Origin of the sequence: Allobosea sp. BK604 (genome assembly GCF_004341515.1) — a bacterium.
Taxonomy (GTDB): Bacteria; Pseudomonadota; Alphaproteobacteria; order Rhizobiales; family Beijerinckiaceae; genus Allobosea.
Genome location: NZ_SLZF01000002.1, coordinates 52,110 through 65,362, shown reverse-complemented (window position 1 = coordinate 65,362; position 13,253 = coordinate 52,110). Strand labels below are relative to the sequence as shown.

Sequence of the window (13,253 nt, the reverse complement as noted above, 5' to 3'; positions counted from 1 at the left end):
ACCCAGGAGGTTCCGAACGCGGCCATCACCATGGATCCCATCGGCGACCCCGACGTCGTTGCCTTGTGCATTTCAAACTGCTGCGCGCCGTGCTCCAGCTAAAAGAGGCAATCCGAAGAGATGCTTCCCTTAGGTGCTGCGCTTTCTCCTGCGCGTGCTTCGGCAAACTTGTTGGCAAATCGACGAGCGTAACGGGCTCCGCAAATCAGCCGGGCCGGTGGCCGCCAAGCTCTTCCAGTCAACGAAACTGCAAGGCAATTTCCGTCCGTGGACAGGCGCTTTCTGGTCTAGCTGATGCTGACACTATCGGAGGTAGCCGGGGCGCGCTCGCTCTCAACACTATTCCGAGATTTGAGCGTTGGCCGGTCGCACCTTAGGGCGAAGGAGCTTGTTCAACCGAGCGATGTTTGTTCTCACCCATTGCGTTTTTCTCGCCAGCAGGCGACCGCCCGATGCTCGTTCGACGATGTACCGGCGCTCAACGTTCAGCTTGGCGGGCGATATTGCCTCGGTTGCATCGGCGATAGCCGCCTCGAATGAGTGATACGCATCATCGAGGTCGCGAAAATCCCCAATGAGCGTCGCGGAAGGCAACGGCTCTGACCGCTCACCGACCGTGACGGTGTTGGTCCATCCCCGCGCGCAAGCAGCCTCGAGGAATTTTTTGCTAGGGTCTCCAGGTGCCGCTTCTATATCAAACGTGGCGATGAAGTGCTTCAAACGGACCTCCGCTTCTCCAGGACGTCCGTATTGGAACCTGAGTAATCGGTTGGCGGGCTATCGAAGCGTGATTTTGACCGCGGTGCTGGTTCGAGCGAGATCGTCACGGCCAAGGGTCTGTTTTCCGCAGAAGCCGGCAATTGGATCGGATCTGCACTTAGCAGCATGCCGCTCCTCGCGAGAGCGGCAGAGATAGTGGCTTTATAATTCTGCCACGTTGCCAGCTGCGCTCGACACCCGGCGCATCTCACCAGCCCAATGGGGTTCAAGGGCTTCGGCAGCGATACAGCCGGCGAGCCGCAGTGCTGACATTCGAAGCTTCCGCTGCAACGCATCCCCGCTCTCCTGCGCTGCAACTACGCTGCTTCGGGAATTAGGTTCCGCCGCGTTCCTCAACCTCAATCAAGGGTCGCGAGTGCTTTCCTGTCCGCGGATGAGCTCATCGATTTCGCCTGCGATGCCGCCCGGTTGCGGCCCTTGCGGTATCGGCAACCGTTTCTCAGCGCGCCGAAGCTCGTTCACGAACGACAGGATTTCGAGCGCGCGTTTCACCGCGCCTTGGAAAGCTCGACCGGCAAAGGCGCGGTCTCAACAGTTGCGAGCGCTGGGATGGTGAAGCGCCTGTTTGAAAGAGGCGGCAGCACGGTCAACCTCACGGCCGGCATATTGGATTTCGAGGCTCTCAACCCACAAAATGCCCGCCGCTCGCGATGAACGCGCGGAACCGTACTGTGCGTTCGATTTCCCGACACGATTTCTGATGCTCGCGCCAAACCCGCCGGCATGACAATGGCGGCCGCGGCAATGCTCTTAAAGCGTCACTGGGCAACTCGCGCCACGAAAGCAAGTTGTTATTCCAGAACGTCGCGGCAGGGAGCAATCAAATGTCAGAGCGGGGTCTCGCTTTCATCGAGTCGTGGATCGCGGAAAACATATCGACCGAGGAGTTTCTCGAGGACGGGGTGGACGCGCGTTTTGATGTGTTTGCCCGACATGCCATCGACGATGCTCGGCGGTCGGGAATATCCGAGAGTGAGATTCTTGAGGAGTTTCCAGACCTTCCAGCGAGGATGGCGGAAGCTATTCAAGGCGCGGCAGATTACGAGCTTCGCCGCCAGATTGACGATGCGGAGTGAGCGGCGCGATCGACTATTGGATCGGGCTTGACGCGAGAGTTTTTGCAAGGAGTGCTGTTAGGGCCACCAGCCAGTAGATCGCTAGCCAGAGCCAAGCATCGACATAGGTGCTTTGGAGCATGGATCGTGCCTCCCGATGATGAGGGCACAATCCCCGGATCTTCTAGACGTTCCGAATTCAGTAAAATGCAGCCTATTGTGGTTAGCAAATTTCAAACTACGTTCGCAGTGAAGGCGTCTCGGGCTAGGCTCTGTCTCGCGCAAATGAGGGAGTGCTTCGATGGCGGACACTCGCATTGACCTCGCAATCGAGGCGGGAGCGAAGGCGTTTCACGAGAGCGCTCGCGAAAGGCGGCAATTCACCTGGGAGAAATCATCGGAGGAATGGCGCCGCGATCTGCGAGCCTTTGTCCGGCCGATCGTCGAGGCTGCGGTCGAGGCATCGGACGACTATTTGACCGCCGCGACAAGGAAACCGCGTCCACCTTCCAATCGGTAGCCCTGCCGATGACTCAGGCAAAGCTGCTGGCAGCGTATCACCGATCTCCGATACCCTTACCAAAGCTCAGCAACCTCGGAAACGCCGCCTCCGTCTCCCTTGCTCGTTTCGTTGTCCAGCTCGTCGATTGACTGATCTTTTCGCCTGGCGAAGGACGCCATCGGTTGGTTGGTGAGGTCGCCGGTGGGCGCATAACCGAATTTTCAGTCCATCGGGGCATGCATAAGCCATTGTGGCAGGCTTTTTGGCTACTGATCTGTCAAACGTGGAACCTGCAAGTCGGGTTGGGCTCTTTGGTGCGTTCCGCCTATCGACCTGGCCCGACTGCTGCTCGCGCACCGTATCGACGTGGTACAGGTTGAACCCCAACGAAGATTGCCGATCATGAAGCCGACAAACGCCACTACCGAGAGCGCCAGCTTTCCCGGATTTCTGGCCGGACGTGTGTGACGTCGGTGCATGGGGCCGGCCCCTTAACAAGCTTCGGTTCGACGCAGGAAACGCTAACACGCTCAAAGCGTTAAGCAAGACCGACCGCCGGCCCAGCCGCAACCATAGCGGCCTTTACGTCGAATGCTTCGACCAGCCGTTTCAGTTTTGGCAGTGTCGGTGATGGCGGATAGCGGCATGACGGGATCCGAGGTGCGCCGTGTCGGCGCACGCTCCATTCCCGCCAGCCTACGCTGCCTTGGCCTTTCGAGCCGTCTTGCGGCGCTTCTGTCCCAGCTGCATTGCTTTCGCCAGGTTGGAGCGAGCTTCAGCGTAGTTTGGAGCGACCATCGGATAATCTGGCGGAAGATTCCACTTTTCTCGGTATTGCACCGGGGTCATGTCGTAGGACGTTCGCAGGTGGCGTTTCAAAGACTTAAACTTCATGCCATCTTCCAAGCAGATGATGAAATCTGCCGTAATCGACTTCTTGACGGGGACTGCCGGCACAAGCTCCTGGGCAATAGGCGTCAAGGTCACTGTCCCCAAGGAGCGCAACGCCGAATAGACATTGGCGATAAGCCCGGCAAGCTCCGACGCAGGAACATTGTTGCTCCCCACATATGCGGTGACGATATCGGCCGACCGGTTGACCAGATCGGTGGTGTTAACAGACACTAACCCCTCCTTGGGATATCGAGCTCCGCAGGCGACTGGATCGAACGAAGTCGAGGGTCCCGCCGCCGGCTCGGCGAAGCACGACTTTAAGCGAATCAATCTGGCGTCCGATAATCTACGCGTATGCTTGCGATTGAGCAGCCAAAATTAATTCCTGTTTGGTAGAGATGCAATCTTGTGCGGGTCCGGCCGGCGGATAACGAGTGCTGGCCAACTGCGAGATTTCAGTCGCTCAATCCGATATGCGCAGCTAGCGGCGAGCACACTATTCTCGATGTAAGCGACTTTCCCTCGCAAGCGCACACAATCAGACGTGTGCTCGTCAGCGTTATAGCGGTTGGTCCATTCTTCCTCGGATAGAGCGGGGAATAGCGTGGCTCCTTTGCCCTCGCATCGAACCACTTCCTAGCCGTTCATTCATGCGTGGAGTTTGCCGAACGGAACTCGCTGAGAATGGCGCAGTTCAAACTCACGTAGAAAGTCAGGTTCGAGGTGCAGACAATGTCGGGCTACGATCACATCATCCACAAAGACAACAAGGCCTCCCTGTTCACCCGGCTTGCCCAAGCGGTTTCCAGTTGGACGGGGAAGCCAATCACATTTTTTGTCGCGGTCGGCCTCATCGTGGTGTGGGCCCTCTCGGGCCCGATTTTTGGCTTCAACGACACTTGGCAGCTCGTGATCAATACATCCACGACCATCATCACCTTTCTGATGGTGTTCATCATCCAGAACAGCCAGAACCGCGACACCGCGGCGATGCAGATCAAGCTCGACGAACTTATTGTTCGGTTGGAGGGGGCGCGTGAGGAACTCCTCGACCTAGAGGAACTCGATGAGGAAGATCTCGTCGTAATTCGGCGAGATTTCTGCAAGCGGGCATCGAAGGCACGTCGTGAAGCCGATGAAAGTAGAGCCCCTGGGACCGCCTGATGCTTCGTGATTGAGGCCAGCCGTCCCTGGAGAAGCGGCCGCCCCCAGCCCCTTGCCGCTGACATAGCTGAAGCCGGTGCCGCCGCCGACATACAAACCTCCGAGCGTGGTCGACGTTGCGCTTACGATGGGACAGCTTCGAAAAGTTGAGTTGGCGAACAAAATCTGTCCTGAGAAGTTCAGCGTTTGCTGACCAGGACCTGTTTGGACATGCGGCGCTGGCGCGTTCCGATTTTCGAATTTGACACGGCAATCGCGCGGGCAATCGCCCGGCGTGCCGCGCCTGAATGGGAGCGCCCGTTAAGGCTTGCGACGCTTCTCGCTGATGAGCGGCTCGTGCTTGGCCTGTCCGTGGGAGCGTGGCTGCTGACGCGTCCGCAGTCGCGCCACCGACGCAGGGCCGCCAGCCACATACTTCTTTCGGCTCTAGTCACTTCGGCCCTACCGCACGCGTTGAAGAACGTCCTTGCGCAGGAACGGCCAGATCGTCTCGAACTCGGTCGCAAGCGTCATGGCGTCCCGAAATCCGGGAAAGCGCTAGACTCGTTCCCGTCAGGCCATGCTGTTCACATGGGCGCGTTGGCTGCAGCGATTTCGCGCGCCTGGCCGGAGCGCGCAGGCTGGGTTTGGACCGGTGGCGCGCTGATCAGCCTGACCAGGATTGCGCTGCTTGCCCATTGGGCGAGCGACGTGCTGGCAGGGGCGGCTCTCGGGGCGGGAGTGGAATGCCTGCTCAATTCGCTCACCGAGGCGAGATCTGATGTCCCTCGTCAATAAGACCAAGACCGCGCTGGACGAGTCGCGCATGCTGATGCTGGGAGCCCAGGTCCTGCTTGGCTTCCAGTTCCAGGCACCCTTCCAGAACGCGTTCTCTGGACTATCGTCGCTCGAAAAGACGCTCGAACTTGTCGTTCTCGCGATCATCTTGGGCGTCGTAGGCCTCTTGATCACGCCGAGTTCCTACCACCGGATCGCGCTCGCGGGCGAGGCGAGCCGGGAGCTCCTGCTCCTCATCGACAGGATCGCCATCGCGACGCTCGCGCTTTTCGCGGTGGCGATGGGGATTGACCTCGGCCTTGCCGGTTCCCGGATCGCCGGCGCTGCCGTTGGAACGCTGGCGGCCGCCATTGGCTGCGCAGCATGTGCTGCGCTCTGGCTGGGGCCTTGTCTTGCTCGGGATAGGAGGGAGGAGATGCCAACATCGCACGAGAAGACGCCCATGGAAGCGAAAATCGACTACGCCTTGACCGAGGCCAGGGTGGTGCTGCCCGGCGCGCAGGCGCTGCTCGGATTTCAGCTCGCGATCGTTCTCACGCAGACCTTCGCCGAGCTGCCATCGAGCCTGAAAATGATTCACGGCCTGGGGCTGGCGCTCATCGCCATCGCTACGGCTCTCCTGATTGCCCCGGCGGCGTACCACCGGATTGCGTATGGCGGCCGCGACGATCCGGCCTTCCACACGCTTTCGAGCAGACTGATCCTGCTTGCGACGGCGTTCCTTGCTCTCGGCATTTCCGCGGACGCTTATCTCGTCGCTACCCAGATTGCGGGTGACGATGCGTTCCCCGGCGCCTTCGCAGTCGTAACCGCGGCGTCGCTCCTGGGGTTTTGGCACGCTTGGCCCTGGCTCATGCGCAGGCGAACCGCGCCAGTCGGAACGCGCGGAACCGACTAGTGATCGTCGCGGTTAGACCATGGAGGTGGGACGAGACATGGCAGCGCTGGTTCATATTGCGGGCATGATCATCGCGCAGCAAATCGCGAGAGGCCAATATCCCCGCGTCGTCGCGATCCCCTTGAGCCTGCTGATATCGCGGCTTCTTACCGCACCTTTGGCGCTCGCCGTATTCTCTTTCGTGCTGCATCAGCTTTCGAGCCGGATCGTCCAGCGCCGCGAACCTCTGCGGAGGTGAGGGTGGTCGCGCGCATGTCGTCGCAGCAATTCCGCGAAAGGCTGGCCGCCTTGGATCTGGGCGTCGAGGATTGGGCACGACTTACCGGTGTACGCCGACAACGCGTTCTGCGTTGGTGCCACGACGAAGAGCGGATACCGGCCTGGGTGCCCATCTTCACAGCCACTCTTGCGATCCGAGAGGCCAGGGACTTCGTACTAGCAATCCTGGATGCCCGCTCAGCAGCGCCGCGATCAAAGCGGGCAGGGGAGGCGGGCGCTGGGCGATCAATCCCAAGGGATTGACCACGGAAGCGCCGGCGTCGCCGAAATCCGCGACAATTTCGAGTGACTAGGATAAGGTGACGGGCGATTGCGGTGCTAGCGGTCAGCCCGCAAGAACTCGCATCGGGCGTAAGTGCTTGATCGCCGCAGAGAGAGAGCTGAAGGAGCTTCGTCATCCGCCCCGGCGAAGCGCGTTCGCGCGGCGTCATTCCGCCGGCCTACCGCCGACCCGGAGCCAAAGTACCTTACCCTAGTTAACGTGCGCACTCGGCCGTGCCCGCAGCCGGAACGATTTGTGTTGTTCTTCGTTGCCGGCTCATCCGTTGTGGAGTTGTGGTCATGGTCAAAGCGCCGGCGAGCCGGACTAGTCGCGTGCTGAGGTCTAGCCCTGTTGGCGCCACCATTCACAGCGGTGCAGTTGTGCCGGCAGCGGATCTACGCCAGCCCGGCTTCTTCGAGGATCCGATGCCCGAGCGTGTCGAGCCCTGCCTCGCGCTCCTCGTCGGCAAGCCGCCCGAAGGAGATGATTGGCTTTTCGAGGTGAAATGGGACGGCTATCGTCTCGCCATTCATATCGAGCCCGCCCGCAAGGTCCGTATCTTGACGCGCGGGGGGCACGATTGGACGCACCGCTTCCCGACCATCGCCGCTGCCGCGGCTGAGTTGGACGTCCAAACCGCGATCATTGATGGCGAAGCGGTCGTCCTGGATCAGAAGGGGGCGTCGAACTTCGCGGCTCTCCAGAAGGCGCTCGGTGGCCGTGGTGGCAAGCGCCATGCCGAGGAGGCAATCCTTTTTGCCTTCGACCTGCTATACTTCAACGGCCACGATCTGCGCGGTCTATCGCTCGAGGAGCGACGTGAGATGCTGGTCCAAGCGCACGAGGGCGCCCCACCCGGCATCCGCATCAGCGAGGAGATCGACGCGCCCGGCGCCGCGCTGCTGCGACAAGCCTGCGCCATGGGCCTTGAAGGCGTCATCGGCAAGCGGCGGGATTCGCGCTATCGCTCAGGCCGTGGCGGAGAATGGATCAAAGCCAAGTGCATCCAGTCCGAGACTTTCCTGATCGTCGGCTATGAGCCATCCTCTGTAGCGCTGGGCGGGATCGGCAGCCTGCTTCTCGCTGGTGACAGCAGCTACGGCTGGGTTTATGCGGGCGACGTCGGCACAGGCTTCTCCGTCGCGACCGGGACTGACTTGCGTCGACGGCTAGATCGCCTCACGACGACCACGCCGGCGGTCAAGATCAGAGGCCGCAAGCGCGTGGTCTGGGTAAAGCCGGTACTTGCGGCCGAGATCGAATTCCGCGGCTGGACCGATGACCACAAACTGAGACACGCTTCCTACAAAGGCTTCCGCGACAAGGCCGAAATGGGTGCAATTTTCCGGGTGGCTTGAGGCGACCCCCTGCAGTCCTCGTAAGCAGGACTATTCCCGCGACTCCCCAAGATGCCTTGCCACAGCGTCGGTGCTGGTCCCGGCGCGGGCTACCGCACGTTTGAGCTTCTCCTCTGTTATGGACCATTTCTGAGTCCAGTAGCGGACTTCGTGGGGCTCGCTGATATTGATCAGGGCTCGGTCTTGGGCGCCGCGGTCGGCCAGATCGTCAGGCACGATAGCCTCCCCGTGCTGCGCGTCGAGATGCGGCCATCGTTGATGCTCCCACCGCTCGAAGCTCTCAACGAGGATGGCGAGCTTTTGCTCTTCATCAGTGCCTTCTAGACATCCCGACAGTTCGGCAATGTGTTCGGTGACGCGTTGGCAGTCCAATTCGCACTCGATCGTTGCGACCGAATTCCACCCAGAGAGCTTGTCGCCTGAGAGTCTCGAATGGGCAGGCATAGGGTACCTCGTGATCAGTCCGATCATATCTAGTTAGCGCGCCGCTCCGGTTTTTGAGGCGCCTGGAGATCAGTCGGGGTCTTTGGTGCGTCTTTTGGATCGACGTGACCGGACCGCAGTTCGCGCGTGGTGCCGGCATGGTGGAGGTTGAAGCCGATGAATATCGCGACGATCATTGCTCCGACGACGGCAACGATTACCACGGCGCCTTTCGCGGCCTTTCTGGGCGGTGGCGGTCGCTCCGGCATAACAACGCTCCCGATCTGGCGAGTTCTCTCCTGAACGCCAAGCGGACGGTCCGCGTTCCACCAGCGCCGCGCCTTTGCGGCTATTCACCCGGGGATCGGGATAGGGTCGTGGCGTCGATTAAGCGTGCTGTCGACGAAGGATTATGAGCAGCTACGGCTCCGCCAGGCTGGTACCACTCCCGGCATGTTCGTGGACGTAACGGTTTCTTCGCCGTGCTCGGCGGGCGCGACCTCGCGCGGCGGGCTGGCCTGAGAAATGGTGAGAAGGCATTGACCGACCTCATTTCTGAGGTCGGCTTCCTTCTCGCCGACACACTCCGGAAGTAAACGTCTAGCGGCTGCCTTTAGAGCTTCCTTCTCAGGATCGGCAACGGGTTGACCCTATCCGCCGGCGGGCCCGCCCTGATCGGGATTCTTGAGATCGACAATTGATGGTGCCGCTCGGACTTGGCCGATCTGCCTCGCTACTCCCTGTTACCACGGCCTCCGAATAGTGCTTCTCCGCGGAGAGGCCTTCCGGATCCTGGGGATCGTAGGGCGCGTGCGGACCTGTCGGGTGAGCTGAGCGCGGGTTGGGACCCGCGCGCGTCTGGCGCTCCTCACCAGGCTGACCTGGACGTCGTGGGGTGGAATAGACCTCGGGCGTGAGCGTCGGGCCCTCGCGTTTTTCGTCCATCTCATTCTCCTCGTATTAACGAACGACCATCTCTCACTCCGGTTCCCGAGTCGCTCTTTGCTCCTGCACTGCGGCGGCACGTCTCCGGGGTTCGATCGCACCAATGGCGGCCTGATCGTCTTCGCGGGAGGCATCCCCGTCCGTGATCAAGACGGCCGATTGCTCGGGGCGATTGGCGTCTCGGGCGGCGCGGTTTCCCAAGATCAACAATTGGCCGAGGCGGCGGTCGCCGCGCTCGTGGCCGAGCACTGAGAAAGGAATCCTGGCAATGACAACGCTGAAGAAAATCGCCGCCGCTACCGTTTTGATTGGCGCAATGCTCGGTGCCGGCGAAGGCGCTCGCGCCGTCAACACAAGCGAAGCCGAGCGCAATCGTACGGCGGTAAGAAACGGACTGCAGGCCTGGGCGGACGGAACGGGAAGCCCGTACGAGCTCCTTGCCCCCAATGTCCGCTGGACCATCACCGGGAACTCGCGCGCAGCCAAGCTTTATCCTTCGAAGGAAGCGTTCCTGGGCGAGGTCATTCGGCCCTTCAACGCAAGGATGAAGGCTCGCCTCGTTCCAAGCGTTCACCGGCTTTACGCTGAGGGCGATACGGTTGTGGCGCATTTCGACGCCGAGGGCGTGGCAAGCGACGGCAAGCCATACGTGAACACCTACGCGTGGATCCTGCGCATGCAGAACGGGCAGATCGTCGAAGCGCATGCCTTTTTCGATGCGATCGCTTTTGACGATCTTTGGACGCGGATTACACTTGAATAACCCCGATCCGCAATGGCGCGGCACGCGTCGGTGCCGCGCCAATTGCAGAAATCCGAAATCTGCCCGAAAGCTGACGTCCTATCAGAACTGAGCTTTGGCGTTAGGGGCACGATCTGATGCTGGTCCGGCAGGCATGTGGCTACCTTTTCGATCGAACTGCACGCGAGTTCAGGATGGTGATGCCACGCCGGTTCACTGGCTCCGCCGCCGTGCTGATCTTGCTGATTGCGGCGCTCACGCCAAGACCGGCGGCGGCGCAGGTCGCGAGCGATCTCGCCACCTCCGACCGGGCCGAGCCGGAGGCTCTATCAGCTTCACCTGGCTTCGCTCGGCGCGAGCTACGCCCGGATGAACCAGGCCTGCACGGCACTGCGCTTCTTCTTCCGGGTCACGCTGGGCCGGACTGGCTTCGGTGACCGCATGGCGCGGATACCGATGCCGGAGCGACTGCCGGTCGTGCTGGGGACCGAGGAGGTCCCGCTGCTTCGCAACCCGTGCGCACGGCCCGGCATCCGAAACCGTTCACAGGAGAGGACTTTCGGACACTGCCCGATAGCAGACATTACGGGGAACGGCTCCGCGAGCATCATGTGTCCATGGCCGTCGAGCCACGACTTTGGTGGCCGCGTCGCGAGAATAGGCACCCGCATCATTGGTTCCACTGATGCGGTTGCCAGCCGACCGCCTAAACATCGCGTATCTTCCCAAACGCGGAGGCGAGAAGCGATGAAACGAGGCACAGTTGGTTGGCAAAGCATTCGAGAAGGCGGGCTGAAAGCGCTTCTCTGCGGTTCTTTCCTCACAGGCGCCTACCTCGCATCAACGATGGCTGCAAAGACGCAAGTGCAGACAGGGCACTTTGCCCGCGAGTGTGCCCTGAAGGAAATCAAGGTCATAACCCTGATCGAGGATCATGGGGCCGCCGAGGACCTGCCTGCGGATCAGCTGCACAACGCGGTGCTGATGCAACTGCGCGCGCGCTCGGCTTGCTATGAGGGTCGCATTGAGCAGGCGCTCGCGCTCTACGACAGCATTCTCGATCTCGGGCCAATCGCATCGGCTAAGCGCTAGAGCATTTTCGAGCGAAGTGGACACCGGTTCGCGTGAAGAAAATTCGTCAAAACAAAGGGTTAGAAAATTTTCAAGTTTCGGAGAAACGCGGAAATACTCTAGAAGACACGCCAACGAGGATGCTCGACAGCGAAAATGCCAAAGGCGATTTACTTCGTCGGGGCGCGCGCTTGCCGCCGCAATGTTCGCAATTGCACAACAAGCGGTGCCCTTACAGAAGTCGACCTTTGAAGCTGATCTTCCGCGGGCCGCGACCTTGACCGCCGAGCTTACGTCCAGGCCCCTGAGTCTGCGCAGGCTGTGCTCGCCTATCTTTGCGGTTCTGCCCAGATACTGCTTGCTGCCGCTGGAATGCAGCCTGGTGTAAGCCACCGGCACGCCGCGAAGTCTCTGAAAAGAAATTGGCGCCCGTATCGTTACTTCCGATGATGCAGTGGCGCCAGCAATTCACCTAGCATTGCTTCTCGGGCCAAGAATCTTCGGGAGATCATCGATGTCGGAAACGCTCTCCAACGCGCCACAATTGAACGGCTTCACGTCCGAACTGGTCGAGCCAATGACCAGCAAAGCGGCTTTCTATGTCAGCATGGCCCACCGACATGTTCGGCGGGCGCGAACCAAGAAGATACTGCGCGCGCTGAGCGACGAGCAACTCAGGGACGCCGGCATAGACAGGTCGCTGATCCATTCAGGCCCGGAATTCGAGGTCGATGTTCGCCTAATGAGCGCTCTGATGTCGCTAAGGTGAAATACCACCTGTCAAACGGCGCTCAATTGCGTACGGTAAATGCTGCGCCATCAGAAGACGCTCAATAACTTCACCAAGAGCGGGCGCCGTCAGAGGCTTTTTGAGCGTCGCTGAAGAGAGGCAGGCAAGCCGCATTGGCGCCAAGCACGCTTACGCCCCAAACGTGGCCTTTGCAGCACTTAACGGGAGGAGCGCGATAAGCGCGCGGCTTCCGATGGCATCTCGCCGAAACGGCGACGATAGGCGGTGGCGAAGCGCGCCGAATTGGTGAAACCGTAGCGGCGCGCGACCGTGGTAACCGAGGCGCCGGATGCGCCACAAGTCAGATCGTCACGCGCTAGCTCAAGGCGGATGGAATGCAACACGCCAAGGGGCGTATTGCCGCGGAAATGTTTGAACACATGGCCCAACGTTCGCACACTGCATCCGGCTGCGGCGGCGACGTGCGACATGCGGATCGGCTCCGCGCCATTTGCGCGCATAAAGTCCTCCGCGCGCCGAATATAGGCCGGGATCACACCGGAAGTTCCCCTGTCCAACTGATCGACATAGTTGTGTGGCGCGCCGCGGAGCACCAACGAGACAAGCAGATCGGTCAGAGACGCCAATGCGACGGGGTTGCTGGCCACTCCGTCGGGTCGCTGAAACTCCTGCATGACGAAATCTAGCTGGTGCTTCAGACTGGCAGCAAGCCCTCTGCCCCAATCAAGATTGGGCCCGAATTCGAGTGGCTGTCGGAGGCGCTCATCGAGCATGTGCTCCAGCGCATCCTCGACATCGGCTACCTTGAAGAAGACATTCGTGCGCGCGTTGTCATCGCTGATCAGGAGCCGGCTGCCAGGGCCGGGTCTCCAGGCGAGGCCGCGACCGTCGACGGCTGTTGTTGTTGTCGTCGTCGAATTCCCGTTTTGGACCAATGTCATGTGGCCGACGAGCATCGTCGTGAAGCAAAAAAGGTCGCCTTCGTCGCCGTCGACGGAGAGATCGGTTGCGAAGCTGCTGTCGGCGAAACTTGCCAGGATCGAGCCCGCTGCACGGGTCGCGAGCGTAAAAATCGGCTTATCAAACGTCGCGTGCCAAAGTGCGCGGTCCTGGAGTTGGTAAGTGTAGACGCGGTCCGATTTGGCGACTCGTTCGGTTACGCGCAGCCGGCCGTCCAAATCTCCCGGATGCCTCGCCCGGACAACATCGAACATCGCCAGCAGCGCAGGCTCGATCACAGGCACGGCCATCGATATGTCCCCATCCCGGCCGCGTGAGCCGTTCGCGCCCGCAACATAGACAGATTTCGCAGTGCGTGGACAGATTCGGCGACCAAGACGCAAGGTGCTTCA

14 protein-coding genes are annotated in these 13,253 nt (G+C 60.6%); 10 read left to right on the top strand and 4 right to left on the bottom strand.

The features are described 5' to 3' along the window. Positions 1-339 precede the first annotated feature (339 nt). On the bottom strand, positions 340-720 hold the full coding sequence (locus EV560_RS05795) for a hypothetical protein (protein ID WP_131854798.1): 381 nt from the start codon (positions 718-720) through the stop codon (positions 340-342). A gap of 884 nt (positions 721-1,604) precedes the next feature. Between EV560_RS05795 and EV560_RS05790 the strand changes: the two genes are divergently transcribed. Continuing rightward, positions 1,605-1,856, top strand: a complete 252-nt coding sequence (locus tag EV560_RS05790; RefSeq protein ID WP_131854797.1) for a DUF768 domain-containing protein — start codon at positions 1,605-1,607, stop codon at positions 1,854-1,856. Between the two features lie 1,177 nt (positions 1,857-3,033). On the opposite strand, the gene EV560_RS05785 is transcribed toward EV560_RS05790, so the two are convergent. Continuing rightward, positions 3,034-3,462: a Ros/MucR family transcriptional regulator gene (locus tag EV560_RS05785; protein ID WP_131854796.1), complete on the bottom strand. Its 429-nt coding sequence runs from the start codon at positions 3,460-3,462 to the stop codon at positions 3,034-3,036. A gap of 501 nt (positions 3,463-3,963) precedes the next feature. Here EV560_RS05785 and EV560_RS05780 point away from each other — a divergent pair. From EV560_RS05780 to ligD, 5 genes are all read left to right on the top strand, one after another. Continuing rightward, positions 3,964-4,395 carry a low affinity iron permease family protein gene (locus EV560_RS05780; RefSeq protein WP_131854795.1) on the top strand — a complete coding sequence of 144 codons (432 nt, stop codon included), beginning with the start codon at positions 3,964-3,966 and terminating at the stop codon, positions 4,393-4,395. A 210-nt stretch (positions 4,396-4,605) separates the two neighbouring features. After that, complete coding sequence (locus EV560_RS05775; protein ID WP_131854794.1) at positions 4,606-5,172, top strand: phosphatase PAP2 family protein; 567 nt, start codon at positions 4,606-4,608, stop codon at positions 5,170-5,172. After that, positions 5,156-6,070 (top strand): DUF6328 family protein, encoded by a 915-nt coding sequence (locus EV560_RS05770; RefSeq protein WP_131854793.1) that lies wholly within the window; start codon positions 5,156-5,158, stop codon positions 6,068-6,070. Before EV560_RS05775 ends, EV560_RS05770 begins: the two co-directional genes overlap by 17 nt. 37 nt (positions 6,071-6,107) lie before the next feature. After that, positions 6,108-6,308 (top strand): hypothetical protein, encoded by a 201-nt coding sequence (locus EV560_RS05765; protein WP_131854792.1) that lies wholly within the window; start codon positions 6,108-6,110, stop codon positions 6,306-6,308. A gap of 602 nt (positions 6,309-6,910) precedes the next feature. Beyond that, on the top strand, positions 6,911-7,969 hold the full coding sequence (gene ligD / locus EV560_RS05760; RefSeq protein ID WP_131854791.1) for a non-homologous end-joining DNA ligase: 1,059 nt from the start codon (positions 6,911-6,913) through the stop codon (positions 7,967-7,969). A gap of 30 nt (positions 7,970-7,999) precedes the next feature. On the opposite strand, the gene EV560_RS36295 is transcribed toward ligD, so the two are convergent. Next, on the bottom strand, positions 8,000-8,413 hold the full coding sequence (locus tag EV560_RS36295) for a DUF3606 domain-containing protein (RefSeq protein ID WP_131854790.1): 414 nt from the start codon (positions 8,411-8,413) through the stop codon (positions 8,000-8,002). Between the two features lie 981 nt (positions 8,414-9,394). Here EV560_RS36295 and EV560_RS05750 point away from each other — a divergent pair. From EV560_RS05750 to EV560_RS05735, 4 genes are all read left to right on the top strand, one after another. After that, a complete protein-coding gene (locus EV560_RS05750; protein WP_248311916.1) occupies positions 9,395-9,589 on the top strand; it encodes a heme-binding protein in 195 nt (64 codons plus the stop codon). Between the two features lie 16 nt (positions 9,590-9,605). After that, entirely contained in the window at positions 9,606-10,100 is a 495-nt protein-coding gene (locus tag EV560_RS05745; protein WP_131854789.1) for a nuclear transport factor 2 family protein, read from the top strand. A gap of 726 nt (positions 10,101-10,826) precedes the next feature. After that, a complete protein-coding gene (locus tag EV560_RS35705) occupies positions 10,827-11,171 on the top strand; it encodes a hypothetical protein (RefSeq protein ID WP_165923344.1) in 345 nt (114 codons plus the stop codon). Between the two features lie 493 nt (positions 11,172-11,664). Then, on the top strand, positions 11,665-11,919 hold the full coding sequence (locus EV560_RS05735) for a DUF1127 domain-containing protein (RefSeq protein WP_131854788.1): 255 nt from the start codon (positions 11,665-11,667) through the stop codon (positions 11,917-11,919). Between the two features lie 179 nt (positions 11,920-12,098). On the opposite strand, the gene EV560_RS05730 is transcribed toward EV560_RS05735, so the two are convergent. Beyond that, positions 12,099-13,151 (bottom strand): AraC family transcriptional regulator, encoded by a 1,053-nt coding sequence (locus EV560_RS05730; protein WP_131854787.1) that lies wholly within the window; start codon positions 13,149-13,151, stop codon positions 12,099-12,101. Between the last annotated feature and the right edge of the window lie 102 nt (positions 13,152-13,253).